Raw genomic sequence first — 15,513 nt, 5'->3', positions numbered from 1 at the left:
GCGCACATGACCCGACCCGCACGCCCGCTGCCCGCCCGTCACCTGCGGCCGCCCATGGGCTGGAACAGCTGGGACTGCTACGGCACCACCGTCACCGAGGAGGAGGTCCTCGCCAACGCCGAGTTCCTGCACGAGCACCTGCTCCCGCACGGCTGGGACACCGTCGTCGTCGACATCCAGTGGTACGAGCCCACCGCCCGGGCCCACGGCTACAACCCGGACGCCCCGCTCGTCCTCGACGGCCACGGCCGCCAGCTCCCGGCCCCCAACAGATTCCCCTCCGCCGCCGGCGGGGCCGGGTTCGGGCCGCTGGCCGCGCGGGTGCACGGCATGGGCCTGCGGTTCGGGCTGCATGTCATGCGGGGCATCCCACGCCGCGCGGTCGAGGCCGCACTGCCCGTACTCGGCACGGAGTTCACGGCCGCGGACGTGGCCGACACCGGTTCCGTGTGCCCCTGGAACTCCGACAACTACGGGCTGAACCACGACCATCCGGGCGCCCAGGCCTACTACGACTCCCAGGTCGCCCAGTTCGCCGCCTGGGGCGTGGACTTCGTCAAGGCCGACGACATGCTCTTCCCGTACCACGAGCGGGAGATCGCCGCCTACGCGCGGGCGATCGAGCGCAGCGGCCGGCCCATCGAGCTGAGTCTCTCCCCCGGCACGGACATGTCCCTCGCCCGTCTGGACCATCTGCGCGAGCACGCCACCATGTGGCGGGTCTGCGACGACCTGTGGGACCGCTGGGAGGACGTCGAGGCGCAGTTCGCGCGGATGGCCCGCTGGGCCCCCTGGCAGGGCGAGCGGGGCTGGGCGGACGCCGACATGCTGCCGCTCGGCCGCATCGGGATCCGCGCCGAGCGCGGCGCGGACCGCCAGTCCCGCCTCACCCAGCCGGAGCAGGTCAGCCTGCTCACCCTCTGGCTCATCTCCCGCTCGCCGCTGATGATGGGCGGCGACCTGCCCACCTCCCCGCCCGAGACCATCGCGCTGCTCACCAACGACGAGGCCCTCGACGTCCTGTGGCACAGCACCGGCAACCGGGAGGTGCTGCGGGAGCGGGACCTGGTGCTGTGGACCGCCCGGGACACCGACGGGCACACCAGGTACGCGGCGGTGTTCTCGCTCGCGGACGAGGAGCGGCGCGTCCAGGTGCCGCTGGGGTCGGTCGGCGCCACCTCCCGCGACCGTGTCCGGGAGCTGTGGACCGGCACCGCGGCCGCCCACGACGGCCGGCACCTGACCGCGGTGCTGCCCGCCCACGGTGCCGCCCTCTATCGTCTTGCCGAGGACAGCCGGCGGGAGTGAGTGTGGCGACGATCCAGGACGTGGCGAAGGCGGCCGGGGTGTCGGCGATGACCGTCTCCAACGTGATGAACGGGCACCCCAACGTCCGCCCGGCCACCCGTGAGCGGGTCCTGGAGGCGATGGACCGGCTGGGCTACCGGGTCAACGTGGCCGCCCGCAACCTGCGCAAGGGCCGTACCGGGACCATCGGCCTGGCCGTCCCCGAGATCAACCGCCCGTACTACGGACGGCTGGCCGCCGCCATCATCGCGGCGGCCGGCCGGCACGGCCTGCGGGTGAGCATCGAGCAGACCGGCGCCAGCCGGGAGAGCGAGCTGGCCGCTCTGTCCCAGTCCCGCAACCGGCTCTACGACGGTCTCATCCTGAGCACGGTCGGCATGGGCCCGGCCGATGTCGGGGCGCTCGACGTCGACCACCCGGTGGTGATTCTCGGCGAGCGGATCTTCGGTGGGCCCGTCGACCACGTCGCGATGCCGAACGAGGCCGCCGCCGAGGCCGCGACCCGCCATCTCGTCGACCGGGGCTGCCGGCGGATCGCCGTCGTGTGCGGGCGGCTGGGCGGCGAGGCCGACGTGTCGAGCCTGCGGTACGCCGGGTATCTGCGGGCGCTGGCGGCCGCGGGGCTGCCTGCCGACCCCGAGCTGGTGGTGACGGCCGCGTCGCTCACCATGCAGGAGGCCGCCCGCGGTGTCCACGAGCGGACGGCGCGGGGTCTCGGCTTCGACGGGGTGTTCTGCGTGACGGACACGGTCGCCATGGGCGTGCTGCGCGCTCTCGCCGATGCCGGGATCCGGGTGCCGGAGCAGGTCAAGGTCGTCGGCTTCGACAACGTCGACGAGAGCGCGTACCTCGTCCCTTCCCTGACCACCGTCGATCCGGACCACGACCTGATGGCCGAGCGCGCGGTCGCCCTGCTGGCGGCCCGCATCGACCGGGGCGGGCCGGGGCGGGAGGAGTTCGCCGGTCCGTTCCGGCTGGTGGTGCGGGAGTCCACGGGTGGCTGACCCGGCGGTACCGGTGCGGCGTCGTACCAGGTGCCGGGCCAGGTGTCAGACCAGGCGTCAGACCAGGTGGGCGAAGACCACCAGGTTCTCCGTGTAGTCCCTGACGTCGTGGTCGTAGTCGCCGGCGCAGGTGATCAGGCGTACCTCGGGGCGGCGGGTGTCGGCGTAGACGCGGTCGCTGGGGAAGTCGTCCTTCGGGAAGGTCTCGGCGTCGTCGACGACGAAGTCCGCTTCCGTCCCGTCGGCCCGGTCCACCGTGAAGCGGTCGCCGCGTTCCAGTTCGTCCAGCCGGGCGAAGACGGCCGCCGAGGTCACGGTGTCGACGTGCCCCGCGATGATCGAGGTGCCCGCCTCGCCGGGTGCCGCGCCCTTCGAGTACCAGCCGACGAGGTTGGTGTTGGCGGCCGGCGGGGGCTCGAGCTGGCCCGTGGAACCGATGGTGAGGGCGGTGAAGGGTGCGTCGACGGAGATCTTCGGGATGAGCAGGCGGATCGGCGTGGACCGCGGCAGCGCCTCGCCGGTCCGGCGGGGATCCGCCGAGGGCAGGGCGTCCGTGCTCCCGGCCCTGGTGGTGCCGGTGGTGTCGGAGCCGCCCTGGTGCCCGCCGATCAGCGCCACGGCGACGAGCAGGGCGGCGATGCACCAGACGGGGAGCCGCCCGCCGGACGGGGCGCTGCCGGCGGCGTCCCGGTCGTCGGGGCCGTCGGGGTCGGCGGGGGCTTCGGGGATCTGGGTGGCGGGGCCAGCTGCCATCGGAGGTCACCTTTCTGGGGCACGGCAGCGGGAGGGCGGAACACAGGGGGCGCGGTGCCGTCGGAGTGTGGAGCGCCGACGGCACCGCGGCCCCCGCATGCGTGGGCCCATCAGGACGCGGACCCGGGGACTCTCCTGCGCCGCAGCGCGTAGGCACCGGAGGCGGCCACGCCGAGCACGGCCAGCCCGCCCGCGGTGACACCGGGCGAGGCGAGGGCGCCGCCGCCGGTGTGCATACCGCCGTGCGGCCGGCCGCTCTCCTCGTCGTCGCCCCACGACGAACCGCCCTGGTCCTTCCCCTTGCCGCCCTGCTGCTTGCCCCCCTGGTCCTGCTTGCCCCCCTGGTCCTGCTTGCCTCCCTCGTCCTCGTCGTCCTGACCCTTGTAGGAATCGGGGTCGAACCTGCTGTCGTTGCTGCTGTAGGAAGAGTCGCCTCCGTCGTCCCGGTCCCCCGAGCCCGCGGCCTGGGCTGCTGGGGCGGCGAACGCGAGGGCCGCGGTGGCGGCCGTGGTCGCGAGGATCATGCGGGCAGAACGCATCTCGATGTCCTTCCGCCGTGGCCGGGCGCCGATACTCCATCAGCTGTAACGACCCGGCCCCGACATGAACCACCGTCAGCCAGCCCCGCGGCGCGCACCATCCAGGCGGCCCATCCGTGGTCACGACACGCCCAACACCGCCCGGCTGGGCCAATCCCCCGGTCGGGCACACCGCCATTCGGGCGGTCGCGGACCCGTGGTCGGCGTGTCGCCGCGCGGCGGGCCCGGTGGGGTGTCAGTAGCCGACGTGGAAGGTGGCGTCGGCCCGGTCGGTGCTCGTGGAGACGGGGTCGATGCGCAGCACGAAGTCGGAGTGGCGGATGTAGCGCGTCGGGTAGTTGTACGAGCGGAAGGAGGACCAGGAGGCGTCGGCCAGGCCGGCCGTCCGGTAGAACGTGGCGTCCTGGGCGAACGTCGTGGTGCCGTCGTTCTCGTCGAGCCGCAGCTGGTAGTCGTAGTGGCGCAGGTAGCGGGTCGGGTAGTTCACGGACCGGAAGGACACGCCGCCGCTGTCGGCGAGGCCGGGGACCAGGTTCCACATGCCGTCGGTGTACGGGTCGAAGGCGTATTCGTCGATCCGGCCGACGAAGTCGCTGTGCCGGACGTATCTGGCCGGGTAGTTGTAGGACTTCAGCCGGTTCCAGGCGGGGGTGCCCCACGTGGCGACGAGGTTGGCGTACTCCGTCGCGGTGATGGGCTGGATGCCGCAGTGCTTGGAGTTGAGCGGCTGGGTGTAGGTCTTCTGGTCGAGGGCGGTCCAGGTACCGGCGGACAGGGCGCTGGTCTGCCAGGCGTAGAAGACGCCGTTGGGGTCCCAGGTGTCTCCCCAGAGGTACCAGGTGGAGCTGGACGTGAGGGACTTGACCAGGGTCGGGGCCTCGGTGCCGTGGTGCGAGACGGCCGTGGAGAACTCGGTGAAGCTGCCCGGGTCAAGTGAGGTGGAGCGGGCGCCGACGAGCGTCGAGTTCTTCTTGAAGTACAGGTAGTTCACGCCGCCCACGCCGACGGCGAGGTCGCCGTCGATGACGTCGTAGCCCGGGTCGAAGAAGACCTGCGGGTCGCCGGCGGTCACGAAGTCGCCGGTGTAGTTGATCATGATGACGTTGTGGCCGCTGTCGTTGACGGCGGAGTAGATGACGCCGTACGTGCCGCGCCCCGCGTCCCAGAAGGCCTCCGGGGCCCAGGCGTGGGTGTCCATGTCGTGCAGCTTCATCCGCCGGTAGCCGGTGAAGGTGCGCAGGTCGGTGGAGTCCCAGACGTGGATGTACTGGCTGACGTAGGACCAGTCGGTGCCGTACAGGTCGGTGGCGAGGACCACGAAGGTGCCGTCCTGCTTGCGCAGGATGAACGGGTCGCGCAGGCCGAGGGAGCCGGTGGTGGGGGTGGCCACGGGGTCGTTCTGGTTGAGCGGGGTCCACTGGAGGCCGTCGGTGCTGACGGCGAGGTGCAGGCCGTAGTCGGCGGCCAGCATGTCCGGGGACTCGGTGAAGTAGCACATCACGTAGGCCGAGTCGGTCGCGGCCCGGGCGGCTCCGGCGCCGAGGGCGAGGGCGCCGGTGGCGGCGAGGGGGACGGTCACGGCCGCACCGAGGAAGTGGCGGCGCGACAGAGGGGTGCCGTTCATGTGCGCTCCAGACGAGGGGGGATGTCCGGGATTTCGGACACGGTTCGGGAAACCGATCAGAAACTAGAGGGGGGCGTGGGGCGCGTCAATGCTTGTGCAGCAAGGGAGTTACTGGGAATTCACTGTGCGGGGTCCGCGAAAATCGCCTGCTTCCGGGCGAGGGGGATGGGATTCTTCTCTACGGTCCGATGAGTACCGCAGGGGGAGGTATCACCGCAGTGAACCGTATGCATGCGTCTTTCCGGGTCCTGGCCGTCGCCGGCGTGCTGACCGCCGCCCAACTCGCGCTCGCCACGGGCGCGTCGGCGCGGACGGAGAACGGCGCGGAGACGGCGAGGAGCACCGGCTGCCCGGTCGACATCGTCTATCCGAGCCGCTTCGCCGTGAACGCGAGCGGCTGGGTGACCGACGGCGGCCTGTACTTCGGGGTCAGGAACAGGAGCACGGCCAAGAGCTTCCAGAAGGTCACGTTCACCGTGACGGACGTCAGGAACATCCGCTTCGGCACTGCCACGGCCAAGGGCGGCAAGGTCAGCCACAGGACGTCGAAGACGGTGTCGGTGTACACGACGACACTCAAGAAGAAGGGCGCTCTCGGGGTGAAGGTGCAGACGCACCTGCTGAGCACCCACACCTACAAGGTGCGGTTCACGCTGCACGGCTCGGGGTGGAACTGCGCGGTCGACCAGGGCACCTGGGGCTCGTGATCCCGCCCGGCCCGTACCCTGGTGGCCGTGGTCAATGGCGGCGAGAGTCCGGGCGCGGTGGCCGCCCGGCTCACCGGGCGGCCGGTCTCGGCTGAGCGGGCGGGGCCGGGCGGTCTGGCGGAGGTGACACTCGCGGGCGGCACCGCGGTCGTGGTCAAGCGCGGTGACGGCCCCGGGGCGGTACGGGCCGAGGCGGCCGGGCTGCGCTGGCTGGCCGCCGCCCGGGCGGTGCCGGTGCCCGAGGTGCTCGGGCACGACGAGCGCTGGCTGGTGACCCGGCTGGTCCGCACCGGGCGTCCGGACGCCGGGGTGGCGACGCGCTTCGGCCGGGCGCTGGCCGCCCTGCACGCGGCAGGCGCCCCGGCCTTCGGGGCGGCCCCGCCGGGCGGTCCGCGCGACGCGTGGATCGGTCTCGCCCCGATGCGCAACGAGCCCGGCACCGACTGGCCGCACTGGTACGCCGAGCACCGGGTGCTGCCGTACCTGCGCGAGGCGGCCGACCGGGGGATCCTGCGGCCGGGCGAGGCCGCCGTGATCGAGCGGGTCTGCGAGCGGCTGCCGGAGCTCGCGGGGCCGCCCGAGCCGCCGGCCCGGCTGCACGGCGACCTGTGGAACGGCAACGTCCTGTGGGGGGCCGACGGCCAGGTCCGGCTGATCGACCCGGCCGCGCACGGCGGGCACCGCGAGACCGACCTCGCGATGCTCCACCTCTTCGGCTGCCCGTATCTGGACCGGATCCTGGCGGGTTATCAGGAAGCGGCCCCGCTGACCTACGGCTGGGCCCGGCGGATCGGCCTGCACCAGCTGTTCCCGCTGCTGGTGCACGCGGTGCTCTTCGGACGGAACTATGCCGAACAGGCGTTGGCGACATCCCGGAATTTCGCGGACATGTGACACCGTCATGTGCCGTTGGGGAATGTGAAATCGGCCACGTGCAGGAGCGATTCGCCGCTTCTCCCTTAACAAGCTCTTAATTCGGGCTGAGATTACGCAGAGTAAGGAAACCAACCACGCGTTCGAATCGTATAAGTGCATGGAAGAACGAAACAGGGAGAGACCATGCAACCGTTCGCGCTCAACTACGCACGCCCCGCAGTGCAGTTGGACGTCACCACTCCGTACGCGTATGACTCCGGACTGCAGTTGAACGTTCTCCACGATGGCCGGATCGCAGCCACCGATCACGCAACGCTCAGAGCCCTGGGGACCACGACCTCCACCGCGGGCTCCAAGACGCACTTCGACGACTGATCGCGGATCCTCACGATGACCGTGCTCATCCTGACCAGTGAAGAGGACGTGACGGCGGACATGGTGGTCCTCCGGCTGCACGAGGCCGGAGTGCCCGTCGTCCGTCTCGATCCTGCTGATCTGACCAGTGGTGTGGCCCTGTCGGGCGAGTATGTGCAGGGCGTCAGCCGCGGGCATCTGTCCGTGAACGGGCGTCTGGTGAGCGTGAACGGCCTGCGCTCCATCTGGGTGCGCAGGCCGGGGGCGGCGGCCGCCCGGGCGGCCCAGCCGTCGGCCTGGCTGACCGAGGAGTCCGAGCAGGCGCTGTACGGCATGCTGCGCGGGACCGAGGCGCGCTGGATGAACCATCCGGACGCGGCCCGGCGGGCCCGCCACAAGCCCTGGCAGCTGCGGCTGGCGCAGCAGAGCGGGCTCGCCGTGCCCGCGACGCTGATCACCACGTTTCCGCAGGCGGCCCGGGATTTCGCGGAGCGGTTCCCGGACCTCGTGGTGAAGCCGGTTTCGGGCGCGCACCCACAGGAGCCGCCGCGGGCCGTGCCGACCAGCCGGGTGGCACCGGACACCGACTTCGCGGCGGTGGCGTTCGGCCCGACGCTGTTGCAGCGGCGGGTCGCCAAGCGGGCCGACATCCGGCTCACGGTGGTCGGCGACCGGCTGCTGGCCGCCCGCAAGCCGGTGAGCCCGGACGCCCACCCCGACGACGTGGACGTCCGGTTCGCGCCGTCCGACTCCCCCTGGCAGGAGGCGCAGGTGCCGCCGCGAGTCGCCGAGTCGGTCCACACGTACATGAAGGACGCCGGGCTGGCCTACGGCGCCTTCGACTTCGCGGAGGACGCCGACGGCATCTGGTGGTTCCTGGAGTGCAACCAGTCGGGGCAGTTCGGGTTCGTCGAGATGGACACCGGCCAGCCGATCGCCGAGACCATCGCCGGGTGGCTGGCGCACGGCAGCGACCGGTGCCGGCCGTACGCAGACCGGGGGCGGAGCACGACGCCCTGACCGGCTGGGCGACGATGTGGGACCTGGTACGGAGAAAGGAACGCGAGATGCGCATCGGACTGCTGGGCACGGGGCCCTGGGCGCGGGCGGCGTACGCCCCCGCGCTGGCGGGGCACGGTTCGCTGGACTTCGCCGGAGTGTGGGGCCGCCGCCCCGAGGCCGCCGCGGAACTGGCCGGGGAGTACGGCGTCCGGGCGTACGGCGACGTGGACGCGCTGCTCGGCGACGTGGACGCGGTGGCCGTGGCGCTGCCGCCGGTCGTCCAGGCGGAGCTGGCCGTGCGGGCCGCGACGGCCGGCCGCCACCTGCTGCTGGACAAGCCGCTCGCGCTCGGCGTCGCCGAGGGGCGGGCGGTGGTGGAGGCGGCCGAGCGGGCCCGGGTCGCCTCCGTGGTGTTCTTCACCACCCGGTTCCAGCAGGAGCCCGAGGCGTGGATCGGGGAACAGGCCGCCGCGGACGGCTGGTTCACGGCCCGGGCGCAGTGGCTGGGTTCGCTGTTCACCGGTGAGAGCCCGTTCGCCGACTCGCCCTGGCGGCGGGAGAAGGGCGCGCTGTGGGACGTGGGTCCGCACGCCCTGTCCGTGCTGCTGCCGGTGCTGGGCGACGTACGGCGGGTGGCGGCCGCGGTGCACGGTCCCGCGGACACCGTTCATCTCGTCCTCGACCACGCAGGCGGGGCGTCGAGCACGGTGACGCTGAGCCTGACCGCGCCGCCGGCGGCGGCCGGGGCCGACGTGGAGCTGCGGGGCGAGGCGGGGGTCACGCTCCTTCCGAGGAGTGCGGAAGGAGCGGTTCCCGCGCTGAGCCGGGCCGCCGACGCCCTGGTCACGGCCGCGCGCACGGGGCGGGGGCACCCCTGCGACGCGGCCTTCGGCCTGCGGGTCACCGAGATCCTCGCGGAGGCGGAGACGCTGCTGGGCAAGGACGTCGGCTAGTCGCTCCGCTGGAAGTTGCCGCGAGAGGCCGTCTGCCGTCTGCGGCGCCGTCGTGGCTGGTCGCGCATGGGTGGCGTGGGGCCTCAGCGCCTCGCCCAGAAGTTCACCCGCTCCCGGGCGACGGGGTATCCGGCCCTGGCGAAGTGGGCGGCCATGGGGGTGTTGCCCTGGTCGGTGGCGGCCGCGATGAATTCGGCGCCCTGCTCGGCGAGGAAGCGCGTGCACTCCACCAGCAGGTCGTAGGCGTAGCCGTGCCCGCGCTGCTCGGGCAGGACGCCGATGAACCCGATGCAGGGCCCGCCCGGGTTGCGCCCGGGGATGTGGATGCCGACCGGCTCGCCGTCGGGCGTGCGGCCGATCTGCCACCACTCCCTGGGCGAGGGCATCCAGTGGAAGAAGTCCATCTCCTCCTGGGCCGCCTGGTCCACTCCCCCCTGTTCGACGGCGCGGCGGGCGTGGGTGTCCAGGGTGACGGAGTGGATGCGGCGCAGGGCGTCGAAGAACACCCCGTCGTCGGGCTCGGGAGTGAAGACGAGCCGGCCGGGCCGTTCGGGCAGGCCGTACTCGGGGGTCCAGCGGTAGTTGTACCGCTCCACCAGGAGTTCGAAGCCGGCCTTGCGGGCGGCGCTGAAGCTGGTCTCGGCGGCGGTGCGCACGGCGGGGGTCTCGCGCCAGCCCGTGGGCAGGTCGAGTTCCAGTTCCTCGACCCGCCAGGGCGCGCTGCGCAGCAGTTCGGCACCGGCCTCCTCCTCGCCCTCGGCCACGTCGAACCAGTTGATCAGGAGCGGTTCGGTGGCCCCGGGAGCGCCCCACCAGGCGGCCCGGGCGACGACGCGCCCGTCGCGCAGGGCGACGCGCTTCCAGTCGGCACGGAATCCGGCCGTCCGGTGCCGCTCCCGCATCCGCAACGGGTCGGGCAGGGTGTCGAAGAGATGGTCGGTGCTGTCGTCGATCGTACGGATGACCGGATCGGTCACGGATTCCTCCGGGATGCGTGCTGCAAGGAGCGCTCCCGGGTCAGCTCTGACCTGTCACGCCCGGGAAACGGGGAGGGAGCGCGGGATGGGTGTGAGATACATCGCACTCGCCTCCTTCCGTCCGGTCTCGGGCGTGCGCTCATACGTTAAGGGGCCCGGGCCGGACGCGTCCACGGGTTTCCCCGGCGCGGCTTTTCATGATCGGGGCAGGTGCGGTGCCCGGTCACGGGCGTAGCTTGGGGATGTGACTTCGGTGCGCGGCTGGTCGCCGCGTGGCTACCGGGACAGTCGTGGCTGGTTGCAGGGTGCGCCGCCGCCACGCTGGGTGCGGGTGCTGCCCATCGTCCTGCTCGGGGTCGTGACGGTGGCGACGCTGATCAGCCCGGACGGACACGACTTCGGCTTCCTGCTCGGCGCCATCCCGCCGCTGGCCGTGCTCTCCTACGGCCCGCTGGCCACCGCCGTCCTCAGCTGCCTGGTGGTGCTGCTGCTCAACGTGCCCGCCACCCACCTCAACCATCCCGGCGACACCGACCTCCTCACAGTCACCTTCGTGGCGCTGCTGAGCGTGTTCGTCTCCTACGTACGCAGTCACCGGGACGCCCAGCTGCTCACCGAGCGGGCGGTGGGCGAGGCGGTGCAGCGGGCGGTGCTGCCGCCGCTGCCGGAGCACGTCGGCGCGGTGGGGTGCGTGGGCCTGTACCGGGCCGCGCAGCACGGGACGCTGGTCGGCGGGGACTTCTTCGACGTGCGCGACGGCCCGTACGGGGTCCGGGCGGTGATGGGGGACGTACGGGGGCACGGGCTGGCCGCCGTCGCCACGGTGGTGTCGCTGCTCGGCGCGTTCCGGGAGGCGGTGCTCGACCTGCCCGACCTGGAGTCGGTGGCGGCGCGGATGGACCGCAGGCTGACGGTGGACTCGGCCGACGTCCCGCACACAGAGCTGTTCGCCACGGCCCTGCTGCTGGAGTTCTCGGCCGATCTTCGGTCGGTGCGGATCGTGGCCTGCGGTCATCCGGCGCCCGTGCTGCTGCGCGACGGGCAGGCCCAGGAAGTGATCGTCGCTCCCGGGGCCCCGCTGGGGCTGGGGCTGGTGGGAGTGGACCCGGCGAAGGAGGTCACGGTGGAGCTGGGTCCCTGCGACCGCCTGTTCCTCGCCTCGGACGGCGTCTGGGAGGCCCGCGACCGGTCCGGGGGCTTCTACCCGCTCCCGGAGCGGCTCGCCGGGTTCGCGGGCGTGGACGCGGTTGCGCTCAGCGAGCTGGTGTGGGCGGACCTGGCACGCCACTACGAGGTGCGTGACGACGCCACCATGCTGGTCCTGACACCGGCCGTCGGCTGAGGTCCGGGGCACCGCCGCCGGCCGGGCTCTCAGCCCACCTCCCACAGGAACCGGTGGGTGTGGATGCCGAAGTACGGGAAGGGCCGGACCTCGCGTACGCCCTCGATCGGCCGGACCACGTCGTTGACGAAGTCGAGCAGGTCCTTCGGTCCGGGGGTGACCACCTCGGCGAACAGGTCGAAGCCACCCGAGGTGAAGACGGAGTACACCACCGCGGGGTGCCCGGCGAGCGCGTCGGCCACGGCGCGGGGGTCGCCGTCCACGCCGATGCCGAGCAGGGCCATCGCCTGGCCGCCCATGGCCATCGGGTCGGTGACGCCGACGACCTGCACGGCCCGGGAGTCCAGCAGCCGCTGCAGCCGTTGCCGGGCCGCGGAGGCGGAGAGGCCGACCTTCGGTCCCAGGTCGGCGTAGGCGATACGGCCGTCGGCCTGGAGTTCGCGCAGGATGGCCCGGTCGATGTCGTCCATGTGCACCACGTTCTCCTGTCCCCTCCCCCGCCGGCCCTCAGCCGGCCAGTTCGAGCAGGGCGGCGCCGAACACCGCGGTGTGGGTGTCGACGTCCTGCTCGGTGGTGTCGGGGCACATCAGGGCCATGTTGTGGAACGGGGTGAGGAGGATGCCCCGGTTGGCGAGGTAGAGGTGCAGGAAGTCCTCGAGGCCGGGGTCGGCGGCGGCCTCGGACTCGGTCCCGGTGCGCGGCGCCGGGGCGGCGAAGCGGTACTCGGTGCGGGCGCCGAGCCGGCTGACCGACCAGGGCAGTCCGTGTGCCTCCACGGCGGCCCGGACACCGGCCTCGAAGCGTGCGGAGAGCCGGTCCATGTGGCCGAACGCCTCGTCGGTGAGCACGTGCTCCAGGGTGGCCCGGGTCGCCGCCACCGAGAGCGCGTTGCCGGCCAGGGTGCCGCCGACCCCGCCCATGTCCACCAGGTCCAGGTCGTCGCGGGCGAGGAGCCGCTCGGCGAGGCCGGCGGAGAGGCCGTAGGCGCCGGCCGGGATGCCACCGCCGATGGCCTTGCCGATGGTCAGCAGGTCGGGCTCCAGCTCCCAGGCCGCGGTGCAGCCGCCGGGGCCCGCCGAGAAGGTGTGCGTCTCGTCGTTGATCAGCAGCGTGCCGTACTGCCGGGTGAGGGCGCGCACCCCCTCCAGATAGCCGGGTTCGGGCAGCACGATGCCGATGTTGGTGAGGGCGGGTTCCATGAGGACGGCGGCCACGTCGCCGTGGGCGAGTTCGCGCTCCAGCTGGTCCAGGTCGTTGAACTCGGCGACCCGGCTGGTCAGGGTGACGTCGCAGGGCGCGCCGACGTTCCCGGGACGGGGTGCTCCCTTGCCGTCGGGGCCGACGACGATGAGGGACTCGTCGACGCTGCCGTGGTAGCTGTAGCTGTTCACCAGGATCTTCGGGCGCCCGGTGACGGCACGGGCGAGCCGGATCGCCCACCGGTTGGCGTCCGTCGCGGTCAGCGAGAAGCTCCAGCGGGCGAGCCCGAAGCGGCGGGTCAGCTCGGCGCCGACCCACTCCGCGTCCTCCGTCGGCAGCATTGCGGTGGCCCCGCCGAGCTCGGCGAACCTGCGGTGCACCGCCTCGGTCACCGCGGTCGGCGAGTGACCGGCCATCGCACCCGTGTCGCCGAGGCAGAAGTCGATGTAGGTGTGCCCGTCGACGTCCGTGACCCGGGCGCCGCGGGCGGTCGCCAGGTACCGGGGGAAGGCGCCGGCGGTCTTGTTCATCCACGTCATCGGGACCCGGCCGAAGAGATGGCCGGCATCGGCATATGCCGCTCGGGAGCGGGGGTTTCGCCGCTCGGCCTCGGCGCTCTCGCGGGCCAGGAGGGCGTGCAGTCGGGTGCGGTCCATGGAATACCCCTGGTCGAACGGTGGCGACGGAACAGCGTGAGCGTACGACCGATATCAGTCCCACAGCAAGAGATGACGCTCGAATCGATTGTTGCGACGAGCGAATCGAGCGCTCATCCTCACGCGGACAATTGCGCCGTTTTGAGCAACACTCGCACCACTGCGCAGTGTTCGAACATTCGCCCTCAAACGCCAGGGTTCGCCACCCCTTCCGCCAGTTAGAAATATCTACCAGCATGCATATGCCGGGTTGGCGTGCGGAGGCGCCGAGTGCCCGGCGTCGGGCGTTCCCCTGCGTGCGGAACGGGTGAGCGGGATATCGCGGAGCGGGTGCATGACGAACAGGATGTGGATGCAGGGTGTCGAGTGGCTCGCGGCGGCCTCGGCGGACCCCCGGGCGTGCAAGTGGGAGTGGGACCATGGTGAGGGCGTCTCACTGCTGGAGGCGGGGCGCTTCTGGGACGTGCTGAGCGTGCCGGACCGGCTCGGTCTGCTCACGCTCGACCTGCTGTGGCGGCCGTCCCTGCCGGTGCCCGGACCGACGCTGGTGGACACCGCGGCACGCCGGGTCGGGTTTCTCCTGCCGCCCGACCCGTCCGGCGGCTGGATCGGGGCCGGGCTGCGGTACACGACCAAGGGGGCGTGGGTCGCCGTACCGCCGCCGTACCGGCCCACGCGGTTCCTGGAGTGGCTGGTGCCGCCCGACGGCAGCGGGGCACTGCACCGGCCGGCCACGCTGGAGTCGGCGCTGCGCGAGGCCAACGGCACGCTGGCGGTCCTGCGGCCGGTGTGCGAGGAGCAGTGAGGCCTGCGGCGGGGTGGCAGGACGGGAACGGCGGCCCGGCGGCGCTCCGGTTCGCCGGGCGGCCGGCCGGCCGTGCTCGTATTCTGTGAGCTCGGGGTTCTGACGCCCGACCCACCGCACGTTCCCCCACGTGCTTGGAGTCAGCCCATGCCGCACCCGTCCGCCATGCTGCGCCGGGGGGCCTCGATCGCCGTCGCGCTGGGGACGCTGACCGTCCCCCTCGTCGCGGCGCCCGCCCCCGCCCCCGCACCCGCCGCGGTCGTCGCGCCGTCGCCCACCCCGTCGCCGTCCGGCAGTTCCGGCGTCCGTGCGATGACTCCGGCAGTGGCCCGGCAACTCGACGCGGTCGTCCAGCACGTGATGCGCGAGGCGGACGTGCCCGGCGTGACCGTCGGAGTCTGGACGCCCGGGCAACGCGACTACGTTCGCTCCTTCGGGGTCGCGAACAAGGCGACCGGGCAGAAGATGTCCCGCGACCTGTACATGCGGATCGGCAGCGAGACCAAGACGTTCACCGTGACCGCGGTGCTGCAACTCGTCGACCAGGGCAGGGTCGGCCTGGACGACCCCGTCGGCAGGTACCTCGACGGCGTGCCGGGCGGCGACCGGATCACCCTGCGGGACCTGGCCGGGATGCGCAGCGGGCTGTTCGACTACTCGGAGGACGCGGGCTTCTTCAAGGCCCTGACCTCGGATCCGCAACGCTCCTTCACGCCGCGGCAACTGCTCGGATACGCGTTCCGGCACCCGGCGATGTTCCGGCCCGGCGAGAAGTTCGACTACTCCAACACCAACCTGATCCTGCTCGGCCTGCTCGTCGAGAAGGTGAGCGGACAGCGGCTCGGGGACTACCTCCAACAGCACGTCCTCAAGCCCGCGGGCATGCGCCACACGCTGTTCCCGACCGGGAAAGAGTTCCCCACCCCGCACGCGCAGGGCTACACGGACCAGTCGGCGACCGGGAAGGTCACGGAGACCGCCGGCTGGAACCCCTCCTGGGGCTGGGCCGCCGGCGCGATGATCTCGAACCTGGACGATCTCCACACCTGGGCGGGCACCGTGGCCACCGGGGTCTTCCCCGACGGTACGGCCATGGTCGGGCCGGCCGTCCAGAAGCAGCGGCTGACCACCCCGGCGACCGGCATCCGGGGCGCCGGGTACGGGCTCGGCATCTTCGACGTCCAGGGGTGGATCGGGCACAACGGCTCACTGCCGGGCTACGAGTCCCTGACCGTCCATCTGCCCTCGACGCACACGACCGTGGTCGTGCTGCTCAACACCGACATCGGCTACAAGGGCGACATCGAGCCCAGCACCCTGTTCGGCGAGGCGGTCACCCGGATCATCTCCCCGGCCCATGTCTTCGACCTGCCGGCGCCGGCCTCCGCCACGCGGTGACGGAGCGCGCTCAC

Annotated in this window: 16 protein-coding genes; 10 read left to right on the top strand and 6 right to left on the bottom strand. The window is 72.2% G+C overall.

Annotated features, from left to right (window positions below; all coding sequences use genetic code 11):
- The first annotated feature begins 6 nt into the window (after positions 1-6).
- Together ACFY0K_RS36435 and ACFY0K_RS36430 are read left to right on the top strand one after the other, a co-directional pair.
- Positions 7-1,308, top strand: coding sequence for an alpha-galactosidase (locus ACFY0K_RS36435; RefSeq protein WP_390643443.1), 1,302 nt, complete (start codon positions 7-9; stop codon positions 1,306-1,308).
- 2 nt (positions 1,309-1,310) lie between these two features.
- Entirely contained in the window at positions 1,311-2,312 is a 1,002-nt protein-coding gene (locus tag ACFY0K_RS36430) for a LacI family DNA-binding transcriptional regulator (RefSeq protein ID WP_390643442.1), read from the top strand.
- 57 nt (positions 2,313-2,369) lie between these two features.
- Here ACFY0K_RS36430 and ACFY0K_RS36425 read toward each other — a convergent pair whose 3' ends face one another.
- The 3 genes from ACFY0K_RS36425 to ACFY0K_RS36415 all read right to left on the bottom strand — a co-directional run bounded on the left by ACFY0K_RS36425 (position 2,370) and on the right by ACFY0K_RS36415 (position 5,228).
- On the bottom strand, positions 2,370-3,065 hold the full coding sequence (locus ACFY0K_RS36425; RefSeq protein WP_390643441.1) for a class F sortase: 696 nt from the start codon (positions 3,063-3,065) through the stop codon (positions 2,370-2,372).
- A 110-nt stretch (positions 3,066-3,175) separates the two neighbouring features.
- Positions 3,176-3,604 carry a hypothetical protein gene (locus tag ACFY0K_RS36420; protein WP_390643440.1) on the bottom strand — a complete coding sequence of 143 codons (429 nt, stop codon included), beginning with the start codon at positions 3,602-3,604 and terminating at the stop codon, positions 3,176-3,178.
- A gap of 235 nt (positions 3,605-3,839) precedes the next feature.
- Complete coding sequence (locus ACFY0K_RS36415; protein ID WP_390643439.1) at positions 3,840-5,228, bottom strand: glycoside hydrolase family 43 protein; 1,389 nt, start codon at positions 5,226-5,228, stop codon at positions 3,840-3,842.
- A 227-nt stretch (positions 5,229-5,455) separates the two neighbouring features.
- Here ACFY0K_RS36415 and ACFY0K_RS36410 point away from each other — a divergent pair, with 227 nt between their 5' ends.
- From ACFY0K_RS36410 to ACFY0K_RS36390, 5 genes are all read left to right on the top strand, one after another.
- Positions 5,456-5,935, top strand: a complete 480-nt coding sequence (locus ACFY0K_RS36410; protein WP_390643438.1) for a hypothetical protein — start codon at positions 5,456-5,458, stop codon at positions 5,933-5,935.
- Between the two features lie 27 nt (positions 5,936-5,962).
- Complete coding sequence (locus tag ACFY0K_RS36405) at positions 5,963-6,829, top strand: fructosamine kinase family protein (RefSeq protein ID WP_390643437.1); 867 nt, start codon at positions 5,963-5,965, stop codon at positions 6,827-6,829.
- 165 nt (positions 6,830-6,994) lie between these two features.
- Positions 6,995-7,186: a putative ATP-grasp-modified RiPP gene (gene tgmA, locus ACFY0K_RS36400; protein ID WP_089102565.1), complete on the top strand. Its 192-nt coding sequence runs from the start codon at positions 6,995-6,997 to the stop codon at positions 7,184-7,186.
- A 15-nt stretch (positions 7,187-7,201) separates the two neighbouring features.
- Entirely contained in the window at positions 7,202-8,185 is a 984-nt protein-coding gene (gene tgmB / locus ACFY0K_RS36395; RefSeq protein WP_390643436.1) for an ATP-grasp ribosomal peptide maturase, read from the top strand.
- 47 nt (positions 8,186-8,232) lie between these two features.
- Entirely contained in the window at positions 8,233-9,120 is an 888-nt protein-coding gene (locus ACFY0K_RS36390) for a Gfo/Idh/MocA family protein (protein ID WP_390643681.1), read from the top strand.
- An 83-nt stretch (positions 9,121-9,203) separates the two neighbouring features.
- Here ACFY0K_RS36390 and ACFY0K_RS36385 read toward each other — a convergent pair whose 3' ends face one another.
- The gene (locus tag ACFY0K_RS36385) at positions 9,204-10,097 is read right to left on the bottom strand and encodes a GNAT family N-acetyltransferase (protein ID WP_390643435.1); all 894 of its coding nucleotides are present in this window, start codon (positions 10,095-10,097) and stop codon (positions 9,204-9,206) included.
- A 244-nt stretch (positions 10,098-10,341) separates the two neighbouring features.
- On the opposite strand from ACFY0K_RS36385, the gene ACFY0K_RS36380 reads away from it, so the two are divergent.
- Positions 10,342-11,439 (top strand): PP2C family protein-serine/threonine phosphatase, encoded by a 1,098-nt coding sequence (locus ACFY0K_RS36380; protein ID WP_390643434.1) that lies wholly within the window; start codon positions 10,342-10,344, stop codon positions 11,437-11,439.
- A gap of 29 nt (positions 11,440-11,468) precedes the next feature.
- On the opposite strand, the gene ACFY0K_RS36375 is transcribed toward ACFY0K_RS36380, so the two are convergent.
- Both ACFY0K_RS36375 and ACFY0K_RS36370 read right to left on the bottom strand, forming a co-directional pair.
- On the bottom strand, positions 11,469-11,909 hold the full coding sequence (locus ACFY0K_RS36375) for an Lrp/AsnC family transcriptional regulator (RefSeq protein ID WP_093497173.1): 441 nt from the start codon (positions 11,907-11,909) through the stop codon (positions 11,469-11,471).
- Positions 11,910-11,946: 37 nt separating this feature from the next.
- A complete protein-coding gene (locus ACFY0K_RS36370) occupies positions 11,947-13,296 on the bottom strand; it encodes a transaminase (protein ID WP_390643433.1) in 1,350 nt (449 codons plus the stop codon).
- 334 nt (positions 13,297-13,630) lie between these two features.
- On the opposite strand from ACFY0K_RS36370, the gene ACFY0K_RS36365 reads away from it, so the two are divergent.
- Both ACFY0K_RS36365 and ACFY0K_RS36360 read left to right on the top strand, forming a co-directional pair.
- Entirely contained in the window at positions 13,631-14,101 is a 471-nt protein-coding gene (locus ACFY0K_RS36365; protein ID WP_351961427.1) for a hypothetical protein, read from the top strand.
- A gap of 147 nt (positions 14,102-14,248) precedes the next feature.
- The gene (locus ACFY0K_RS36360; RefSeq protein ID WP_390643432.1) at positions 14,249-15,499 is read left to right on the top strand and encodes a serine hydrolase domain-containing protein; all 1,251 of its coding nucleotides are present in this window, start codon (positions 14,249-14,251) and stop codon (positions 15,497-15,499) included.
- The last annotated feature ends 14 nt before the right edge of the window (positions 15,500-15,513 follow it).

The organism is Streptomyces sp. NPDC001507 (assembly GCF_042894765.1).
GTDB lineage: Bacteria > Actinomycetota > Actinomycetes > Streptomycetales > Streptomycetaceae > Streptomyces.
Note: the sequence above shows the minus strand (reverse complement) of the source record. Positions and strands in the feature narration are given on the sequence as shown.

Bases quoted from the DNA above. Each gene is read 5' to 3' on its own strand.
- ACFY0K_RS36435 (WP_390643443.1), top strand. From the start codon at position 7: ATGACCCGACCCGCACGCCCGCTGCCCGCCCGTCACCTGCGGCCGCCC.
- ACFY0K_RS36370 (WP_390643433.1), bottom strand. From the start codon at position 13,296: ATGGACCGCACCCGACTGCACGCCCTCCTGGCCCGCGAGAGCGCCGAG.
- ACFY0K_RS36420 (WP_390643440.1), bottom strand. From the start codon at position 3,604: ATGCGTTCTGCCCGCATGATCCTCGCGACCACGGCCGCCACCGCGGCC.
- ACFY0K_RS36425 (WP_390643441.1), bottom strand. From the start codon at position 3,065: ATGGCAGCTGGCCCCGCCACCCAGATCCCCGAAGCCCCCGCCGACCCC.
- ACFY0K_RS36360 (WP_390643432.1), top strand. From the start codon at position 14,249: ATGCCGCACCCGTCCGCCATGCTGCGCCGGGGGGCCTCGATCGCCGTC.
- ACFY0K_RS36390 (WP_390643681.1), top strand. From the start codon at position 8,233: ATGCGCATCGGACTGCTGGGCACGGGGCCCTGGGCGCGGGCGGCGTAC.
- ACFY0K_RS36375 (WP_093497173.1), bottom strand. From the start codon at position 11,909: ATGGACGACATCGACCGGGCCATCCTGCGCGAACTCCAGGCCGACGGC.
- tgmA (WP_089102565.1), top strand. From the start codon at position 6,995: ATGCAACCGTTCGCGCTCAACTACGCACGCCCCGCAGTGCAGTTGGAC.
- ACFY0K_RS36410 (WP_390643438.1), top strand. From the start codon at position 5,456: ATGCATGCGTCTTTCCGGGTCCTGGCCGTCGCCGGCGTGCTGACCGCC.
- tgmB (WP_390643436.1), top strand. From the start codon at position 7,202: ATGACCGTGCTCATCCTGACCAGTGAAGAGGACGTGACGGCGGACATG.
- ACFY0K_RS36415 (WP_390643439.1), bottom strand. From the start codon at position 5,228: ATGAACGGCACCCCTCTGTCGCGCCGCCACTTCCTCGGTGCGGCCGTG.
- ACFY0K_RS36365 (WP_351961427.1), top strand. From the start codon at position 13,631: ATGACGAACAGGATGTGGATGCAGGGTGTCGAGTGGCTCGCGGCGGCC.